Source organism: Slackia faecicanis, assembly GCF_003725295.1.
GTDB lineage: Bacteria > Actinomycetota > Coriobacteriia > Coriobacteriales > Eggerthellaceae > Slackia > Slackia faecicanis.
In genome coordinates this window covers 88,125-106,477 of record NZ_QICB01000006.1, presented here as the reverse complement: position 1 = coordinate 106,477, position 18,353 = coordinate 88,125, and the positions used below count along the sequence as shown (strand labels likewise).

The window sequence follows — 18,353 nt, the reverse complement described above, 5'->3', positions numbered from 1 at the left end:
AACGGCTACGGCGACGGCTCCGAGTTCGGCGGCGACGACCCGGTGACCCGCGAGCAGATGGCCGTGTTCGCCATGCGCTACGCGAAGCACCTGGGCCTGGACGTCTCCGGCCGCGCCGACCTGTCCGTCTTCTCCGACGGCGGCCAGGCGTCCGACTGGGCCTCCGAGGCCCTGTCGTGGGCGGTGTCCGAGGGCCTGCTGCGCGGCCACGCCGACGGCAGCGGCCGCCTGGACCCGAAGGGCGGCGCCACCCGCGCCGAGACGGCCGCCGTGGTGATGCGCTTCATCAACGGCCTGTACGCATAGCGTCTCTTAAGAGCTTCGGATGAGAGTAGGCCCCTGCAATGCGGGGGCCTATTTGCTGTTCGATGTCGTGCTTTGCGAGCGAATGTGCCGCGAACGAAGAAGGGCCCGCTTCGAAGCGGGCCCTTCTTGGGTTTCGGTCGGGTGCCGTGGCATGGGCGCCTGGTCGTTGTTTTATCGGGTCTTGCGAACCTTGCGGTATGCCGCGATGCATGCCAGGGCGGCAAGTGCCGCCGTGCCGATTGCCGCTGCGGCAACGATGGGCGAGAAGTCGTTCATCGCAGGAATGGCGGCATTTGCCTGGGGCTGGCCGTTTGCGCTGGAGTTGGTTCCAGGGTTTTCGGGCTGGCTGGGTGCGATCGGCTGGCCATTGTCGGAGCCCTCTTCGGGAGCGGGTTCCGGCTCGGGCTCGGGCTGCGGAGCGGGCTCGGGTCCAGGTTCAGGACTCGGCTCGGGCTGCGGGTCGGGTTCGGGTTCCGGCTTCGGGTCGGGACTCGGTTCAGGCTCGGGCTCTGGCTTCGGATCGGGTTTCGGGTCGGGGTTGACCGGCGGAACGACAGGAGCCTTCTTCTCCCACTGGGCCGTTAGGGTGGTGTCGGCCGTCAGATTAAACGTATCTCCAGGCTTGACCAGGTCAGCCTCCTTTGCTGACTGTCCTGCGACCTCCTTCTTCCATCCGAGGAAATCGTGGCTCTCGAGCGTCGGGGCGTCGGCCGCGGTTACTTCGGTACCTATGGGTAGCGTCTTGTCTGCGTAATCGGCCCCTTCGGCGCCCGCGCCGCCGTTCAAGTCGTAATGCAGCTTGACCTGGTCGAGGTCGTAATACGCCTTCAGCACAAGATAGACCGGTTTGCCGTCTTGCTCTTGCGGCATAACGACCGTGCCGGTGAGCTTGGACTGGTCCGCATTGATGTGGTAGCCGTCGTAGCCCTTGGGCGTGGCGGTTACTTCCTCTCCGATTTTGCCGTACAGCGGGAAGTCCGTATCGGCAAGCTGGTAGGTGCCATCGAGCTGCTGCTTGTAATGCTCGACTTTGTAGACAGCGGTCGCGGGCTCGATCGGCGTGGCCGTCTTGGTCCACGAGCCCACCAGCACCACGTCGGCGTTGGGCATGGTCAGCGTGCCGTTTTCGATCGTGGCGTTTTCAGGGCTTTTGACCTTCCAGCCGTCGAACTTCCAGCCTTCCATGGAGGGGGAGGCGGTGATTTCGACGGGCGCGCTGTACGCGGAGTTCACCGGGGCGGGAAGCTGCGGTGCTCCGTCGGGAACCGTGCCTTCGTACTCGTAGGTCAGGGTGTGGGGCGTGGCGCGGTAGTAAATCTTGAGCGGGTTGTCTGCGGCGGCCTCGGAACACAGGGCGCTCAGGCGATGGTGGCCGTAGTTCTCGTCGAACACGTAGTGCACGCCGAGGGTCTCGGGGCCCGAACCGTCGATGGCGTCCCAGCTGAGCGTTGTGCCGTCGAACGTTTCGTGGTTGATGTTCACGGTGGCGCTGGGAAGGCTCCGGCCACCCTGACCGTAGCCTTCTTTTATCCAGTTGTATTTGGTGCCATTTTCATCCGTCTGGTCGCCGTCGGGCTTATAGAGCTGGTAATAGAACTCGCGGTACCAAAGTTGCTCGGAAATCGGCTTCCATTGGGCGTAAACGATGATATCGCCGATTACGGGCGTGTTCTCGTCGAATGCCTCGCCGCTGCCGTCGGGCTGCGTGTTCCAGCCGAGGAACGTGTGATTAGCTCGCGTGGGCTCTTTGGGCAGAGTGTCAACGGTGTTGCCGCTCTTGACCGTCATGCTGCCGGGAACGGCCTCGGTATCGCCGCCGTTCTTGTCGAACGTGACGGTGACGTCCTGGGCGACCCGCTCGTTAATGAACCAAACGTCCTGACCCGCGGTCTTGCTATTCTTGCGGTCGACGAAAAGCGTCGGTTCGGGATTGGTGAGGTCGAGCGCCATGTCGGAGCCGGCAGCCGTGGCGTACACGCATTCTTCGGAGACCCTTGGGGTTTTGGCTTGCGTGTAGTCGGTGCCGATTGCGGGCAGGGCGATGGTGCGTAGATTGCCCGCGCCTGCCGCGGTGCCCGCAGCGGTCAGCGTGGCGGCATCGAGCGCGATCTCTCCGACGAAGGGAAGTTTTTTGGTGAGTTTCACCAGGTGCAGTGAGCCGTCGAGGACAAGATTGCCCGTAATGGAGGCGTCGTCGCGCAGCGCGAGATAGCCGCCCTTTTCAACGGTAAGGTCGCCGACTTCGGTAAAGGGGGTTTTGGCGATGGGTCCTTGAGCGAACTCCGGCTTGGCGGCGATATGCGCACCTGCTTCGACCGTGATTGCGTCGAAGTAGATCATATTGGGAACCTCGACATACGAGGCATCATTGCCGCATGTCTTGAACGTGAGCTCAGCGTGCACGATGTTGCTGTTGCTGGGGAATCGTCCCATGATGTAGCGGCTTACCGAGCCGCCGGAAACGACGACATCCACGGGCGAGCGATCCGCGGCGGGCTGGATGGAAACCTTCTTGTCTCCTCGGCATCCGGCCTCGATGGCCTGCAGCGCGCCGTCCGTCTGAACGAGCTGCACTGGGCCATGCACGGTGGTCGTGTTGCCGACCGAGGGAGTGCGCTTGTGAGATGCGGTGAGCACATCGGCCCGTCCGCCTGAAACGATTGCTACCGCAGCATAGTCCTGGTTGTTTTCGTTGAAGATTTCGGCTCCATAAGAGAAGGGAACACCGCCGAAGTATGTTTTGCTATCAGCGCTACGGCCGAGGGGCGTGACCGTTCCGCCCTTGGAGCCGCCAGGGGTGACAGCTTCGTTTTCGTCATTGCCGATACGGGCGTTTCCAGTTAGTTCGACATACGTAGTGCCGCGCACCTTGTCGCTGCAGCCGCCGCCCCATACGATGCCGTACCCGCCGTCATTTTTGATATGGGTTTCGATTGATGCATCGCCGCCCACGGTAACATGCGTATTTCGGACGGACGAATGGAACGAACCGCCATAGATGCCGGGAAGGTCGTAGCTGCCGGTTGTGGCCCATTGGGGATGCGTCGCTGCGGGCACGTGAGCGGCGCCTTCGATGACGACCTTCGTGTCGCCTGCAACTACGGCGCGCGTGTCGCGCTCGGCGTCGGTGGCAACTGCGTCTTTGCCAGTGATGTCGGAATCGTCGAGCAGGGACTGAAGGTCGTTGAAACCGCCGCCATAGACGCTTTTGACCTCGCCGTTGGTCACGCTGACGCTGGTGCTGCCGCCAACTGTGCCGAGGTCGTTGCCGATGAGCGACGGAGCTTTGATGGCCGCGCCGCCGCCGAAAATCTGGAAGACCTTACCGCCGGTCATGGTGACATTGGTGTCGCCCGTGACGTTGCCGCCGATGCCGCCGCCATAGATGCCGTAGGGAAGATAGCCCTGCTTATACACTGTGACCATGACGGGAGTGAATTCGCTGACGGTGATGGAATCGAAATAGAGGTTGTGATGTTCGTCGATTTCGCGTCCGCCGAAGTCTCCGCCATCGAGGCTACCTTCGCTTGGGATGGTTCCGTCGACATAGGCGGTGTCCGGATCCTTGCCATCGAGCGCATTAGGGAAGCGCGCTTTTCCACCGAACTCTACGAGCGTGTCGCCCGTGAGGGTGCCTGAGGAGTTGCCACCGGCGATGAGCTTGTACACGCCGTCAAGAACGGTGACGTGCGTGTTGGCGGTAAGGTCGCTATTGCTGCCGCCGTAGACGATCATGCGCTTCTGGCCGTCTTCGCCGCCGCCAAAGCCTTCGCCCAGCGTGAGGTGGTGGCCGTTCGCATATATCGTTTTGGACGAGATGTGCACGTTCTCGAACGTGACATCGCCCGTCAGGCTGACGATATCAGAATTCAGTTTCAGAAAATGGGGGGGGGTGCTGGTATCGCTGCGCACGACGATATGCTTGTCCTCGACGCCTGCGAATGCGTCGGCAAGGTCGATATCGCCCATCAGCTCGATGGTCGCGCTTGGTTCTGCGCTCGTGCTAATTTTGGTGACGGCTTGCGTGAATTCTGCAGCGGTGTCGACTGTATGAACCGTTCCTTCTTGCTGCGTTGCGAACGCATACGCGGGCAAAAGGAACGATGCGAGGGCCACGACTACGCACAAAGTCAGGGCCTTCAGCCTGCCCTTCATAGGAAACCTCCTCGAATATTCGGTTTTTATAATGCATAGAACAATTGTAGGGCACAGTGCTGAATAAAGGAACTCCTGTCGACTTCGTGTTGATTTAAGGCTCTGAAATGCTGTTTTTCGGGGGCGTCCTTCCATGTTCTTTCTGCTAGGCCCTTCGACTGAAGCATATATGCATGTCCAGCCGCTCCGTCACGACCGTTGGTGCGCATGCGTTCGGCCAGTGTTGTAGGAACGTGAACGGCGGCGGGAACGCATCGGGGTCGTTGCCGCGTGCTCGTTCGGCTGGCGCCGCAAAGCGTCTCTCGTGTTGTCTGCAATCCCCGTCTCGTGGTGCATATCCAGCTTGTTCGCACGGTCGCGGCACGCATCGGGCACGCACGCTCCGTTCCGCGTGCAACTTTTCCTTCGATACGGCACAATAGTGGGCGATAGTTCAGGCGCGCCGCAAAGGGCGGCGTGCTTTTTCGTCGCGTGCCCGGTCTGCTTCGCCATGCGAATACGCCGGCCGTCGCGTCGATCGGGTGCGTAAGGAGGCATCATGAGCTTGTGGGGCGATCTCGAGAAGTTGAAGCGCTGTCGTTGGGTTGACCTGACCCATCCGCTGACGAACGAAAGCCCGTATTGGGGCGGCATCCCCGATGGTTCGGTGGAGCTGTGCAAGACCGTGTTCGATTACGACGAGGAAATGCTTTCGTGCCGCATTCACACTTATAAATTCCCCGGCCAGTTCGGCACGCACGTCGACTTCCCCATGCACTTTGTTCCGGGCCGTCCCGCCGCCGAGGAGTTCGGTGTGGAACAGAGCGCCTATCCGCTGTGCGTGATCGACATTTCCGCGAAGGCCGCCGAAAACCCCGACTACGCGGTGACCGTCGACGACGTTCTGGCCTACGAGGCCGAATACGGCCGCATCCCCGAGGGCGCGTTCGTCGCGCTGCGTACCGACTGGTACAAGCGCTGGCCGAACTATGACGCTTTGTGCAACCTGGACGAAGATGGCGGCGAGCATTGCCCCGGCTGGTCGATCGAAACGCTGAAGTTCCTGTTCGAAGAGCGCGGCGTGGCCATGAACGGCCACGAGACCTTCGACACCGATGCGTCGTACCTTGCCGTAGAGGCCGACGACTTGGCGGTGGAACGCTACGTGCTCGATACGTGCCACTTGCAGGTGGAGGTCATGGCGAACCTGGATAAGGTGCCGCCTGCGGGCGCCATCGTGTTCGTGGCCTGGCCGCGCATCGAAGGCGCGTCGGGTCTGCCCGCCCGCGTGTGGGCCGTGTGCGAGGAATAGCGAGCCCGCCGCGAATTCCGTAATAGCGCGAGTTACATGCCGACAAGGCGTTCTTCGGGGCGCCTTGATTTGCGCCATCCACCGAGCGGGGAGGGTCGCCTGAAGGAGGGCATGCATTCTATTTGTTGCCGCAGGCCCTTGGCTCGTCAGTGCCGGGTTTTGCCACGCCAAGCATGTCGAAGAGCTCCTGGCGCGTATGGATGTCGAGCTTCTGGTAGATATGGCGGACGTGCGCTTTCGCGGTGCCGTTCGCGATGAACAGCTCGCGTTCGATGATGCCGACGGTCTTATACTGTGCGAGCAAAAGCAGGACCTCTTCCTCACGTGCCGAAAGCTTGTTGTTACGTGCGACTTCGGCAACGCGTACGGAGAGTTCGTTCTTGCGTTCTGCGGGAGTGGCCTCTCTTTCGTCATGCTTTTCCATGGTTGCGCCCCAGTTGCTGGACAGTCCTTTTTCCGACATGAAAATCATAGTTGCTGTCACTACGGCCACGACGCAGAGCGCTGCGAGTATTGTGTCGCCGTTTTCGCCAAGCATATGAGCTTGGTTGTTGACGGTTCGGCCTGCCATCATGGCTATCTGGCGCACGCCTCGTTCTATTCCGAAGAGCCATATTGCTGACGCGCCGTAGCGGTAGCAAAGGTTCGCGATAACCACCATGACAAGAATCGATTGTGCTGTATATCCCGCCGCCGCGCAGAAGCTACTTGCGGCGCTGCCGAATACGTTGAGCGCGGGGATGAGCAAGAGCGCCGCAACGGTGAGAGGCAAGGCGATGCGGTAGATGACGCCGAAATCGAACCGTTTTCTTTGGAGGGCGGCTGCGAAAAATACAACGAGGCCCGCAATGACGGCCCCCGGTGCCGAATGGGGACCGAAGAATCCTGAGTAGGAGACGCTTTCGAGCAGCCCGTATGCAAAGGCGTATGCCGCCATGAGCAGAATGGCCTTCCAGGGGGCTGAAAGCTTGGTGCGTTTGTCACGCGGTTGTTCGTCGGCGGGTATTTTCCTAAAGCCCGCATGCACGCATAGGAGGGAGACCAGCGGCAGGATTGCCGTCATGACGAAAAGCCAGGGGAACATGAATCCGCGCCAGATATAGATCGCTAGGCCGCCCGCCACGATTGAGAGTGAGTAATACGTTGTGACGCGCAAGGGGTTGAGGCATCCGTAGAGCTCGCTCCAAAGCAAGATAAGAAGTGCGATTCCGATGCCGCCTGCGATGGCGGACGGAACACCGAGGGCTGTGGCCCATTCGGGGTATAGGGCAGTAGAGAAAGCCAGAGCGGTGGATAAGACCAGCAAGATTCCCGACGCGGCGAAAACGATTTTCTTATTGAAGAACGGCCCTATTCGTTGTGCATAAAACGCGCACAGGAGCGAAACGACGGCCATGGTTACATCGAAAAGGTCGCGTATGCTGAAAGGCATTCCTTCGATGGCTCCACTGTGCAGGGGCAGTTCGGCGAACGATCCGACAAAGGTGATTTCTATCCAAGCACGGTAGAGTCCAAGACCGAGGAATGCCAAGGGGACGATGGGGAGGAACCCGAACAATAAGGTTGTGCGGCTGGTGCTTTCGTCCTCATTGGTCGTGGGGTTCATAAATCCTCCGTGGGGTTTCGGTCTGTCGGGCTTGAAGCCGTCCGCTTCTTGGTGGGACTGTTAAACGGGATCTTCTCCGGGCGGCATGGCATCGCGTCGTTTTGAAGGGCAGGGCTATTGTACCGAAGACGTACAGGTCTCGATAGCGTGATTTGTTTTTATAAAACACCTGATAAATAGGGTGTTATACAGGAGGGGTTATACGAATAGACCTCTCGTTTTAGTCTCGGTCGATGGCATGCGGATGTGGGCGGCATATTGTTGTCGGCACAGTGCGGTTGGGCGTTGCGCTGCGTGGCGCAAACAGCTTCGCCGACAGGAGGGAATGAGAAAAGGAGACCAATCATGGAATTGACTCGTCGCGATCTTTTCAAGTTCGGTGGCGTTGCAGCTATCGGCGCAGCAGGCGCGGGCATGCTTGCTGGATGCGCTCCGCAGGGCGGCAAAAGCGTCGAATCGGGTGCCAAGGGCGCTGCCGACAACGGCTTGCCGAGCTTTTTCCAGCAGCCTGAAGCCATTGCCGATATCGCCGAGACAAAAGAGTTCGACGTCGTTGTCGTAGGTGCCGGCGCCGCGGGTGTTCCGTGTGCGCTTGCCGCCGCCGAACAAGGCGCAAAGGTTGCGCTTATCCAGAAGGAAAGCCAGGCGATTTCTCAGGGCAACACGTGTGATTCTTTGCTCGCTGACCAGACTGACGAGGCGGGTCGTGCGGCCGTTGTTTCGTGGATTACCGAGCAGAGCGCATGGCGCTCTCATCGTGATCAGGTGAGCTTGTGGGCTGAGAATTCCGGTGAAGCCCTGAAGTGGCTTTGGGGCAAATCCGAAGAAGCCGGCTGCCAGATTCAGGACACGACGGCGAAATGGACCACGCCGATTCAGACAATCGACGGCCAGTCCATCACGTATTTCGCGTTCGATTACGGCCCGAAACCCTACAACACGGGTTCTGGCATGCGCGATTTGTGTGACTACTTCGGTGGCAAAGACGGGCTTGAAATCTTCTATTCTTGTCGCGCCGAGCAGCTTGCCACGGATGATTCCGGCAAGGTTGTTGGCGTCATTTGCGAGATGGACAATCAGTATGTTCAGTTCAATGGCGCGAAGGGCGTGGTCGTTGCGACGGGCGATTACACCAATGACGATGAGATGATGGCCTATTACAATCCCGATATGGCCAACATCGACCGCAAGCAGAACAACAAGACTGGCGATGGCCACAAGATGATGGTGTGGGCGGGCGCTCGCATGGAGTCCGTATGCGGTGCGAAGGTTCAGCACGACTTCGATGCAGGCCCCGGCTCTATGGCCGACATGCCTTTCCTGTGCGTGAAAAACGACGGTACCCGTTTTTGCAACGAGGCTCGTTCCGCTATGGCTTACATGGGCAACTTCCTGACCGGCGCAGAAGATAACGGCTGGTACACGCAGGTGTTCGATAGCAACTACATGACTGACTGCGCCGATTGGCCTGGCAAGCTCTATGACCCTGAGGCCATGAAGGCCTACATGCCCGAAGAAGAAGGCGAGAAAAAGGGCGTCTACGAAGACCTGGTGAATACGTTTGCCGCCGATACCATCGAAGAGCTGGGCGAAAAGCTGGGCCTGACCGATGTGGACGCTTTCGTCGCCACGGTTGAGCGTTATAACCAGCTTGTCGAAGCAGGCGTCGATTCCGATATGGGCAAGGAAGCCAAGTGGCTCAAGCCCATCGTCCAGCCCCCGTTCTACGGCATTCATCGTCATATCCGCCTGTCTGCTATTGTGCATGGTGTGAATGTGGACGGCGAAATGAACGTTCTTGATGCTGAGGGTAACCCGATCGAGGGCTTGTATGCCATCGGTAACTGCGCGGGCAATTTCTTCGGAAGCCCCGACTATCCCATGGACCTGCCCGGTCTTTCCCTTGGTCGTTGCCACACCCAGGGTTACGTGGTGGGTCGCGCGCTTGCTGCGAAGTAAAGCAGTGATGCGCATGGTGGCTTACGCGCCGTTTCGATGGCCCCCTTCTTGGTGAGGCGGTGCGCTCCATTTGCTTTTGTTTGCTCATTGACGCCGTGTCGGATTCCCCTCCCCGATGCGACCGTCAGTTGGTTCGAGGCGCGCCTCCTGAGATTTTTCGGTCTCAGGAGGCGCGTTTTGCGTTTGCGCCCCGTCTTTTCTGCGCCGGGAAGCCCCTGTTTCGTTCGTGCCCTACAAGCATCCCGCCATGTACCCGCATGTAGAGGGGCAGATATATTCGGTCGCCTTCCGTTTTCACTTGTTTTGGATGTAGGGCGTATTGCGTGCCGATGCGTTTGTCGAAGGCGCGTTTGAAATGCACGACGCGCACAACGCGAGGTTTTGCCTGCATGGAGCTTTTGCAGTGGAATCGGCATGCGTTCCGGCTTCATTCGGTGCGCTTTTTGGCGGTTGCTTCTTGTCTTTGAAGTTTGTCTTGCGGTGGCGAAGAGCGTTCGGTGTCGGCCTGATTTGTTGGGGACGGAAAAGTATTTCAAAATAATGCGCACATTTTGGAGCATGCCGTCGTTAAAGGGGATAGGAGGTGAGAAACGCTTGAGAAACCACGAGGCAACGTTCGACGAGGCCGCAGCCCGGCGCATCGTCGAGCAGCATTACGAAGACGTGTTGGCGTACTGCAGACGCCACGCGCCCGCTCGCGACGCCGCCGACGACATTGCGCAGGAAACGTTTCTGCGGTTCGTGCGCAGCGCCGGCGCCTATGACGAGCGTGGCAAGCCGCTCGCGCTGCTGCTGACCATCGCGCGTAACCTGTGCGCCGATGCCGCCCGGTCGTGCGCGCGTCGGCCGCGCTTCGTCGAATTGGACGAAGCGTCGGCGCCGCGTGTTTGCGACGCGTATCCCGTCGAAATGGAGTCGGTGCTGGCGCGGCTTTCCCCCGACGAGCGCGAGGCGATCGAGCTTCGCTTCGACCAGGGGCTCGGCGTGGCCGAGGCCGCGCGGGTCATGGGGATGTCGCGCTTCGCGATGAACAGGTTGCTCAAGCGTGCGCTCGCGCAGGTGCGCGATGCCTACTCCTTCGAATCGGACGGAGGGCTTTCATGAGGTCTTTCAACAAAGAAAAACACGGCGCACTGCCTTCTGGTCAGGTTGAAGACGCCTTGTGCGCCTATTACCGCGCGCAGCGTCCTGCTGCGGACGAAGCGTCCGAGCGCGCCGTTGTTGCGGCGGTCGTCGAAGAGGTCCGGAACATGCGCGCCGAGCGCGCCGTTGTCGATGAAGCGCGTTGCCTGCGCGCCGAGATGTCGCCTGTCCGCGTTGCGCGGCCGACGTTTTCGGCGTGCGTCCGCGCCGTGTCCGAAACGGCATCGTTCGTGGCGGCGCAGGCCCGCTTCATGGGCGCGCGCGCATGGATTCTTCAGGCCTGCGCGGTAGCTGCGGTCGTATTGCTGTGGAGCGTCGGGGAAGGACATGCGGCATCGGGGCTGTATGCCTGCCTGGCGGGCGCGGCAATCGCCGTGTGCGGCTTGCCCGATATGGCGGCATCGCGCATGTGCGGCATCGTCGAGCTGGAGCGTTCGTGCATGCATGACGCCCGGTCGGTCGCAGCGGCGCGCATGGCGGTTCTGGCCTGCTCGAATGCCGTCGGCCTTGCCGCCGTTGCACTGGTCGGCGCGTTCGCCGATTCCGCTGCGGGCGCGCCCGTCGCGTTGCTGCACGCGTTCGCGCCGTATTGCATCACGGTTGCCGGGTGCCTGGCAGCCGCGCGTCGCATCGATGGCGCATCGGCTCTTGTGGCGGCCGCGGCCTGGGGCGTTGCGGTTGCGGCGGGCGCGTATTTCCTGGCGGCGAAGATGCCCGGCGTATACGACCAGGCCGCCGTGTGGGTGTGGGCCGCCGCTGCTGCCGCCGCTGCGGTCTGGGCGGGGTGCGAAGCTCGGGCGTGGCTGGCCGATGCGGCCGCTTCGCCGCGCATGCTCTCGTTCGATTCGTCGTTCATCAACCGATAGGAGGAAACCATGGAGCTTTCCCTTGAAAATCTGACCAAGCGGTTCGCGGAAAAGCCCGCCGTGCACGATGTGTCGGCGACGCTGCGCCCCGGCGTGTACGGCCTGTTGGGCGCGAACGGCGCTGGCAAGACCACGCTCATGCGCATGGTGTGCGACGTGCTCAAGCCCAGCGCGGGCCGCATCGCGTTCGACGGCGCGGACATCGCGCGTATGGGCGACGAATACCGTGCCATGCTGGGATACCTTCCGCAGGATTTCGGGTACTACCCCGATTTCACGGCGATGGATTTCATGCTGTACATGGCCGCGCTGAAGGGCCTCGATCGCCGCGCGGCCAAGCTGCGTTGCGCCGAACTGCTGGAGGAAGTGGGTCTTGCCGCTCATGCGAAGGCCAAGGTGCGCACGTTTTCGGGCGGCATGAAGCAGCGGCTGGGCATCGCGCAGGCCGTGATCAACGACCCCGCGGTGCTGGTGCTCGACGAGCCCACGGCGGGCCTCGACCCCAAAGAGCGCGTGCGTTTCAGGAACCTGATTTCGGGGTTCTCGCAGGACAAGATCGTGCTGCTTTCCACGCATATCGTGTCCGACGTGGAATACATCGCCGATGACATTCTGGTGATGAAGGCCGGCCGTTTCGTGCTGCGCGGCCGCCCCGATGCGGTGGTGTCGTCCGTGGCGGGCAAGGTGTGGGAGTGCCGCGTTTCGGCGCGCCAGGCCGATGAGCTTTCGGCTTCTGCGTGCGTGTGCAACGTGCATTACGCGTCCGACGGCGGAGCGGTGGTGCGCGTGGCGGCCGACGAAGCGCCCGTCGCAGGCGCCGCTTCCGTCGAGCCGACGTTGGAGGACCTGTACCTGTACACGTTCAGAGACGATGCGGGCGCGGGCGCGGCGGGCGCTGCGGCGTCGGAAGTGCGCCGCGATCGCAAAAGCGGCCTGTTCGGTGGAAGGAGGTAGCCATGTTCGATCTGGTGAAATTCGAGCTCAAGAAGATTGTCGCGCGTAAATCGACGCGCTATACGTGTCTGGCGATCGTCGTCGTGCTGTGCGCGATCATGACGCTGAACGTGCTGCAGACGAAAACCGTGAGCAATACCGACGAGATCCTTTCGGGGTTCGATGCGATCCACCAGCGCCAAGCGAACGCCGAGGCCCGCGCGGGCGCTTTGACCGACGAGCGCATCGAGGCCGAGACCGCTGCCTATTTCGACCTGGCGTTTTCCGAGCTCGATTCCGAAGAAGTAGCGGCTATGAGCGATGCGGCGGCCTACGATGCGGTGCGAACGGCATATGGCGAACATGGCGCGCGCGAGCTGTACGGATCGGGCTATTGGCCGTGGCTGTTCAGCGCGTGGAATTCGGGCGGCAAAGAGCCCATCCAGGTGTCGGCCCTGATAGGTCCTTCACCCGAGGTTCCGTTCTACGAGGCGCTCGCGCAGAAAACCCAGGCGATTCTCGACGACGGCCAGGGCGGCGCGTGGACGTATTCCGAAGCCGAGCGCGCTTATTGGACGCAGAAGCAGGCCGAAGTTTCCACGCCGATCGCGTACGGTTACGCGGGCGGCTGGGAAAACATCATGGATTGCATGGGCTTTCTGGCGTTCGCGATGATCGCCGTGTGCGTGGCGCTGGCGCCGATGTTCGCGGCGGAATACCAGGAGCGCACCGACAGTGTGATCTTGTCCTCGCGCTACGGACGCTCCAAGTTGGTGGCGGCGAAGCTTGTTGCGGCGTTCTTGTTCGCAACGGCGTATTTCGCGCTGTGCGCCGGCATCGTTTTCGCCGTGTCGCTCGGTGCCCATGGAGCGGGCGGTGCCGGCCTGCCCATTCAGATCAGCGCGGTTTCGTCGCCGTATGACCTGACCATGGCGCAGGCGGCTGCGATCATGACGGCGATCGCCTACCTGATGACGCTCGGATTCGCGGGGCTGACGCTTCTGCTGTCGTCGGTGATGCGTTCCATGCTTTCGGTGTTCGCCATCGATGTGGCGCTGGTGCTGCTGACGGGCATGATGCCCACGGGCGGCGTCGGAGCGCTCATGCATCTCAGTGCGCTTTTCCCGACCAGCGGCCTGGTGGCGCCCTTCATGTTCTGGCAGTACATGTCGTATCCGATCGGCGGCTTCGTGGTCGACCTCGTGGACATGCAGGCGCTCGTGTACGGCGCGCTGTTCGCGGCGTGCCTGCCGCTTGCGGCGGTGTTCTTCCGCAGGCATCAGGTGATGTAGCCGCCATCGGCCGACACGGCGCTCATCGATTGCGCGCTCCTGTCGGTTGATATGGCCGTCAGCCGCCGCGCCCCTGCCGGCTGACGCGCCCGCACGTCGATGGTGCGTTCCTGTCGGGCGCCGTCGTCTGTCTCCGATGCGCTTCTGCTGGAAGATTCGTCCGTCCGTTGCCGCCGCGCGCTCCTGTTGACCGCTGCCGCGTGTTCTGTCAGCGCTTGTTGAACGGCGTGATGGTGGCGGGCATGGCACCGTCGTAGACCAGCTTCGGCTCGCTTTTGACCAAGGGCCTGAAGTATGCGAAGGCATCCTCGGTGATGCCTTGGTAGTGAGGCAGAATCCATTCGCGGGGGAAGTGCTTCACGTGCTTGGCGAATCGGTCGGCGGGCGCGGCGAAGTAGCGCGCGTCGTAGATTCCTGCCGTGATTTCTTCGGCCGTGCGGGGGCGCACGCCCACCACGTGTCCGGTGAAGGCGGGGTCGGCGGAGCGCATGTGGGCGCTCATGGCAAGCTCGTAGGCCTCGTTCACGTCAACCAGGCTCTGGGCGAAGTTGCTCGACCGCGCCGCGCGGGAAAGGTTTTGCACCACGCCGCGCGGCACGATGCCCGCATCCACGATCATCTGCTTGATTGTGGCGCCGGCGCCGCCCAAAACGGGGTGCTCGAAGCCTTCGTCGGCGCGCTCGCCTGCGGAAACGTAGGTGCCGTCGGCATAGTGGGCGCCTTCGCTCACTACGATATAGCACTCGCCCTTTTCGTCGAATTTCCGCTTGGCTTCGGCCAGGAAGGCGTCTTTGTCGAAATCTATCTCGGGCAGGACCAGCAGGTCGACGTTGCCCGAAAGGCAGCAGCTGGCAGCCAGCCATCCGGCATCGCGGCCCATGGTTTCCAACACGAACACCTCGGGGCGCGTGTAGGCGGCGTAATCGAGGTAGGTCGCATGCGTGATCTGCGCTGCGATCTTCGCCGCGCTCGGGAAGCCCGGCGCGTGGTCGACGGGAACCAGGTCGTTGTCGACGGTTTTCGGAATGCCCACGAAGCGCTTCTTGCAGCCGACGCTTTCGGCCCATTTAGCCAGCGCGTCCACGGTGTCCATGGAGCCGTTGCCGCCGATGTAGAACATGACCTCGATGTCGTTGACGTCCATGACCTCGATGAGGCGGCAGTAGTCGGCGTCGGCGCCGCGCTTGAGCTTGTAGCGGCAGGTGCCCAGCGCGCTCGAGGGCGTTTGCTTCAGGATTTTCAGCTCGTGCGCGCTGAGGTCGGTGAGGTCGTAGAGCTTGCCGTCCAACACGCCTTCGATGCCGTACAGGCCGCCGAAGACGCGGTCGTAAAGGGGATTGAGCTGGTTCGCCCTGACGACGCCGGCGAGGCTTGCATTGATGACGGCGGTGGGTCCGCCGGATTGCGCGACGAGGCAGTTGCCCATGGGCGATGCTCCTTTTACGACTTCGGGCGCGGGGTGGATTGCTGCTGCCAAGTGTAGCTTACAAACGGCCTTTTGTCCGTTCTATTCGCCGTTCGCCGATTCCATGGTTCGATGGGAGCTCGCTTGAGGCGCTGCTTGCCGAAGCGTGATGGGCCGCTGCTTTGCCGGGGGCGTTCCCGCTCGAAAAGCGCCGAGGCCGGAAGAGCGCTTGCCCTTCCGGCCTCGTTGTCTGTTTGACGGTTCTCATGCCGCGCGTTCGCCCGTTGTGAAGCGTCGGCTTCATTGCGTGTCGTCACGCTTTCGCTCGGGGCGAAAAGCCAGATCCGTTGCGCGTCGGCGCTTAGCGGGTCGTGCGGTTGCTATCGGCGCTGCCGTATTGCGTCGCGCGGGCCAGCGCCTGCGAATGCGTCGCGTTGCCGCTCGTGCGCTTGCGCTTCAGGGCGATCGCCGCCGCGGCTGCGGCAAGAAGGGCCGCGCCGACGGTTCCTGCGATCAGCGCCATGGTGGCGTCGCCCGTCTTGATGAACTTGCCAGGCGTCGCGGCGCTGCTCGGCGGGGTGTCGACCGGCTTATCGGGAGTGACGGGGGCGCTCGGGGCGGCGACGGGCTTATCGTCGGGCTTCGCATCGTCTTCGAGCGGCGGCACGGCCACGACGACCTCGCTGCTGAGCGGCTTGTCCAGCTCGTCGGCCGTCAGCAGGGCCGTGTTGACCACGTCCGTTCCTGCGAGCGCCTCGTCTTCCACGAGCGCGGTATAGGTTATTTCCACCGTGTCGCCATCGTGCAGGGTTTCGAATGCGACGGAGAACCCGTTGCCCTCGATCGCGGGCTCGACGTCCTTCGCGGCCTTGCCGTCCAGCATGACCTCGATGCTCTCGGCATCGATCGGCATGCCTTCGGGAAGGCTGTCGTCCGATATCACGACGTTCGTGGCATCCGCGTCTTCGACGGTCGCGCGAACGAGGTAGGCCACGTCGCCGCCGACGGGCGCTTCGTCCTTATCGACGCTTTTCTCAAGCGTGACAAGGGGTTCGCCGGGCTCTTCGGGCTTGGCGGGAATTTCGGCCTGTTCGTCGGTTATCTCCACTTCGTTTTCCGCATCGGCTTCGTCGGCGTTATCGGCCCAGGTTGTGGCAGTGTTCGCGATCGTGGAGCCCGGCTTTTCCATGGCCACCTTGTAGGTCAGGGTCATGGTTTCGCCGTAGGCCAGGTCCATGCCGCTGACGTATTCGAAGCCGACAATGCGGTCTTCGTCGTCGCGCAGATAGAGGGGTTCGACGGCCTCGGGCTCGTCGTCTCCCTTGGCCGCTTTCACGCTTCCTTCGACGATCGACCCAGCATCGGCGCTGTTCAGCAGGTCTTTCACAACCACGTTTTCAGCCGTCATGCCTTCTTCGGCCTGGCTGACGGCCAGCGTGTACAGGGCCGTTTCTCCTGCCTCATAGAGATGCTTGTCGGAGGCTTTTTCGATGGAGAGCGCAGGTTTCACCAGCTTGGTTTCCACGTCGTTCGACGGCGTTTTGCCGGTCGAGTTGATCATGGCGTAGGAGCTGTTCACTACGGACATGCTGCCGTCGGCGGGGTAGCGGTCGAGCTTCGCCTTGAACACCAGGCGGTAATGCTCACCCTTCATGGGCATGTCCGCCAGGAATTCCTTGTCGAAGGTGAAGCGCACGAGGTCGCCGGTCGGCACGCTTTCGGTGCCTTCCGCGTCGGGGTCGCCCGTTTCGGCGGCCTCTTCGCCGGAAGCTTCGCCGCTTTCGCCATGCATTGCGGCCTGATCGCCGCCGCGCGCTTGCGCGAGCTGCATGGCGGCCTCGGTTTGCGCGAATACGACGGGGCCGCTCGGCCCGCTCTGCGCGACATTGCGGATGCCGGAACGCGCCGGGTCGGTCTGTTCGCCGCTTTCGTCGTTCGCCGAACCGCCGCCCTCTTCGTTCGGGCCTTCGGCGCTCTCGTCGCCGCCCGCGCGTTCGACCGTCGCCACGCCTGCGTTTTCGATGGGCTCGCTGTTTTCATCGACCAGACGGGCCGATCCGTCCACATAGCTCATTTCGTCGGGCAGCGTGTCGACGATTTCCAGCGCCGAATAGCGATAGCCCACGCGGCAGTTCACGCCTTGCTCGTGCGCCTTGAAATCGATCGTGTATTCCACTTCGTCGCCCTGCTGCACGCCTTCGGTCTTATCGGCGCTTTTCACCACGTCGGTCTGGCCGTCGGGGTTTTCTTCGGGGTTGGGCGCGGTCAGGAAGTCGGGCGTCAGCGCGAAGAACCCCTGCGGGTCGGGGTAGTTTCCTGCGTCCAGCTCGCTTTCGCGCCAGCCAGAGAAGAAGCGGAATTCCGCCGGGGTGCCGCGGTTGTCCCCCGTGGTGTCATAGAAGGTTTCGACCAGGCCTTTCTTGTATTCTTCGGGGTGCTTCCATCCGTCGGTGGAAAGGTAGACGTGCTCCGAAGCCACGCGCGTGCCGTCGTTTTCGAGATACAGCACGTCGTTTCCTTCGGCGATACGCGCGCCCACGATGGCTCCGCCGAACTCGAACGCCTGCGTGGTGTCCAAGTCGATGCAGGTGGCGTGGCCTTTCACCTCTATGGGCTCATCGGTGCCCGCGCGCACGAATTCGACGCGCACGGCGAGGTCTTCGATTCCCAGGGTGTAGAAGTTGAAGTTCTGGAACCCTTCGGGCCCGTCGGAAAGCGATTTCCAATGCGTGCTCAGGTAGACGCCCGGTTGGAATTTCTCGTGGCCGCTGTAGAAGGGCTCGTAGGCCGCCCATCCGCAATCTGGCTCGAGGTAGGTCCAGTCGGCAAGCGTCACAATGGCGTCGAACGGTTCGCCCTTGTACATGCCGCCCGTGTAGCGCAGCACGCCCGAGCCCTTCTTGGTGGATTCGTCTATGGCGAATGCCAGGCCGGGGCGGTCTTTTACCTGGAGGTATAGGTCGTCAAGGCTGGGCTCTTCGTCGTCGCTGTAGCGGTGGTCGAAATAAATTCCCAGGTCGGGAACCTCTTCGAAGCCTTCGACGATGTCGATTTCGTCGAAATCGATCGACGCTTCGTAGCCGATGGGCTCGAACTCGCTTTCGGGGACTATTTCTATCTTGACGTTTTCTGCGTGCGCCTGCGCTTGCACGTTCGCTTGCGCCGCCGCCTGCGTCCACGCGCCGCAGAGCGCGGCGACTATGGCTATGAGCAGCGCCGCGACGATCGCTGCGTGGCGGATCGGTTGTCGTGTGGCGCATGTGGCGTGCGTCTGCGCCGCATGCGTGGCGTCGCGCTTGCCGTTTTGGTTCATGATTGCCCTCCTTCTCGTTCATGCGCGTTTGCAATATCGCGAAGTCAGGCTATCAAGCGCATCCGGCGGCTTTTGAGGGCGAAA

The 18,353-nt window shown here is 61.9% G+C and carries 11 protein-coding genes; 7 read left to right on the top strand and 4 right to left on the bottom strand.

Going from position 1 to position 18,353, the window contains the following annotated elements; all coding sequences use genetic code 11:
* Window positions 1-306 (top strand): S-layer homology domain-containing protein (locus DMP07_RS07615; RefSeq protein WP_148039656.1); only part of this gene is annotated, 306 nt, incomplete at its 5' end.
* A gap of 171 nt (window positions 307-477) precedes the next feature.
* Here the strand turns inward: DMP07_RS07615 and DMP07_RS07610 are convergent.
* A complete protein-coding gene (locus DMP07_RS07610) occupies window positions 478-4,461 on the bottom strand; it encodes an InlB B-repeat-containing protein (RefSeq protein WP_161957056.1) in 3,984 nt (1,327 codons plus the stop codon).
* A 538-nt stretch (window positions 4,462-4,999) separates the two neighbouring features.
* On the opposite strand from DMP07_RS07610, the gene DMP07_RS07605 reads away from it, so the two are divergent.
* On the top strand, window positions 5,000-5,752 hold the full coding sequence (locus DMP07_RS07605) for a cyclase family protein (protein ID WP_123198551.1): 753 nt from the start codon (window positions 5,000-5,002) through the stop codon (window positions 5,750-5,752).
* Between the two features lie 118 nt (window positions 5,753-5,870).
* On the opposite strand, the gene DMP07_RS07600 is transcribed toward DMP07_RS07605, so the two are convergent.
* Window positions 5,871-7,358, bottom strand: coding sequence for a response regulator transcription factor (locus DMP07_RS07600; RefSeq protein WP_123198550.1), 1,488 nt, complete (start codon window positions 7,356-7,358; stop codon window positions 5,871-5,873).
* A 345-nt stretch (window positions 7,359-7,703) separates the two neighbouring features.
* Between DMP07_RS07600 and DMP07_RS07595 the strand changes: the two genes are divergently transcribed.
* From DMP07_RS07595 to DMP07_RS07570, 5 genes are all read left to right on the top strand, one after another.
* Complete coding sequence (locus DMP07_RS07595; protein ID WP_211324543.1) at window positions 7,704-9,317, top strand: FAD-binding protein; 1,614 nt, start codon at window positions 7,704-7,706, stop codon at window positions 9,315-9,317.
* 414 nt (window positions 9,318-9,731) lie between these two features.
* Complete coding sequence (locus DMP07_RS07585; protein ID WP_244594939.1) at window positions 9,732-10,421, top strand: RNA polymerase sigma factor; 690 nt, start codon at window positions 9,732-9,734, stop codon at window positions 10,419-10,421.
* Window positions 10,418-11,326: a hypothetical protein gene (locus DMP07_RS07580; RefSeq protein WP_123198547.1), complete on the top strand. Its 909-nt coding sequence runs from the start codon at window positions 10,418-10,420 to the stop codon at window positions 11,324-11,326. Before DMP07_RS07585 ends, DMP07_RS07580 begins: the two co-directional genes overlap by 4 nt.
* A 9-nt stretch (window positions 11,327-11,335) precedes the next feature.
* Entirely contained in the window at window positions 11,336-12,280 is a 945-nt protein-coding gene (locus DMP07_RS07575; protein WP_123198546.1) for an ABC transporter ATP-binding protein, read from the top strand.
* A gap of 2 nt (window positions 12,281-12,282) precedes the next feature.
* Window positions 12,283-13,551, top strand: coding sequence for an ABC transporter permease subunit (locus DMP07_RS07570; protein WP_123198545.1), 1,269 nt, complete (start codon window positions 12,283-12,285; stop codon window positions 13,549-13,551).
* A gap of 208 nt (window positions 13,552-13,759) precedes the next feature.
* Here the strand turns inward: DMP07_RS07570 and DMP07_RS07565 are convergent, their stop codons facing one another.
* On the bottom strand, window positions 13,760-14,977 hold the full coding sequence (locus DMP07_RS07565; RefSeq protein WP_123198544.1) for a diphosphate--fructose-6-phosphate 1-phosphotransferase: 1,218 nt from the start codon (window positions 14,975-14,977) through the stop codon (window positions 13,760-13,762).
* Between the two features lie 340 nt (window positions 14,978-15,317).
* The gene (locus tag DMP07_RS07560; RefSeq protein WP_123198543.1) at window positions 15,318-18,269 is read right to left on the bottom strand and encodes an isopeptide-forming domain-containing fimbrial protein; all 2,952 of its coding nucleotides are present in this window, start codon (window positions 18,267-18,269) and stop codon (window positions 15,318-15,320) included.
* Window positions 18,270-18,353: the final 84 nt, after the last annotated feature.

Bases quoted from the DNA above. Each gene is read 5' to 3' on its own strand.
- DMP07_RS07570 (WP_123198545.1), top strand. From the start codon at position 12,283: ATGTTCGATCTGGTGAAATTCGAGCTCAAGAAGATTGTCGCGCGTAAA.
- DMP07_RS07560 (WP_123198543.1), bottom strand. From the start codon at position 18,269: ATGAACCAAAACGGCAAGCGCGACGCCACGCATGCGGCGCAGACGCAC.
- DMP07_RS07610 (WP_161957056.1), bottom strand. From the start codon at position 4,461: ATGAAGGGCAGGCTGAAGGCCCTGACTTTGTGCGTAGTCGTGGCCCTC.
- DMP07_RS07565 (WP_123198544.1), bottom strand. From the start codon at position 14,977: ATGGGCAACTGCCTCGTCGCGCAATCCGGCGGACCCACCGCCGTCATC.
- DMP07_RS07580 (WP_123198547.1), top strand. From the start codon at position 10,418: ATGAGGTCTTTCAACAAAGAAAAACACGGCGCACTGCCTTCTGGTCAG.
- DMP07_RS07595 (WP_211324543.1), top strand. From the start codon at position 7,704: ATGGAATTGACTCGTCGCGATCTTTTCAAGTTCGGTGGCGTTGCAGCT.
- DMP07_RS07600 (WP_123198550.1), bottom strand. From the start codon at position 7,358: ATGAACCCCACGACCAATGAGGACGAAAGCACCAGCCGCACAACCTTA.
- DMP07_RS07585 (WP_244594939.1), top strand. From the start codon at position 9,732: ATGCGTTCCGGCTTCATTCGGTGCGCTTTTTGGCGGTTGCTTCTTGTC.
- DMP07_RS07575 (WP_123198546.1), top strand. From the start codon at position 11,336: ATGGAGCTTTCCCTTGAAAATCTGACCAAGCGGTTCGCGGAAAAGCCC.
- DMP07_RS07605 (WP_123198551.1), top strand. From the start codon at position 5,000: ATGAGCTTGTGGGGCGATCTCGAGAAGTTGAAGCGCTGTCGTTGGGTT.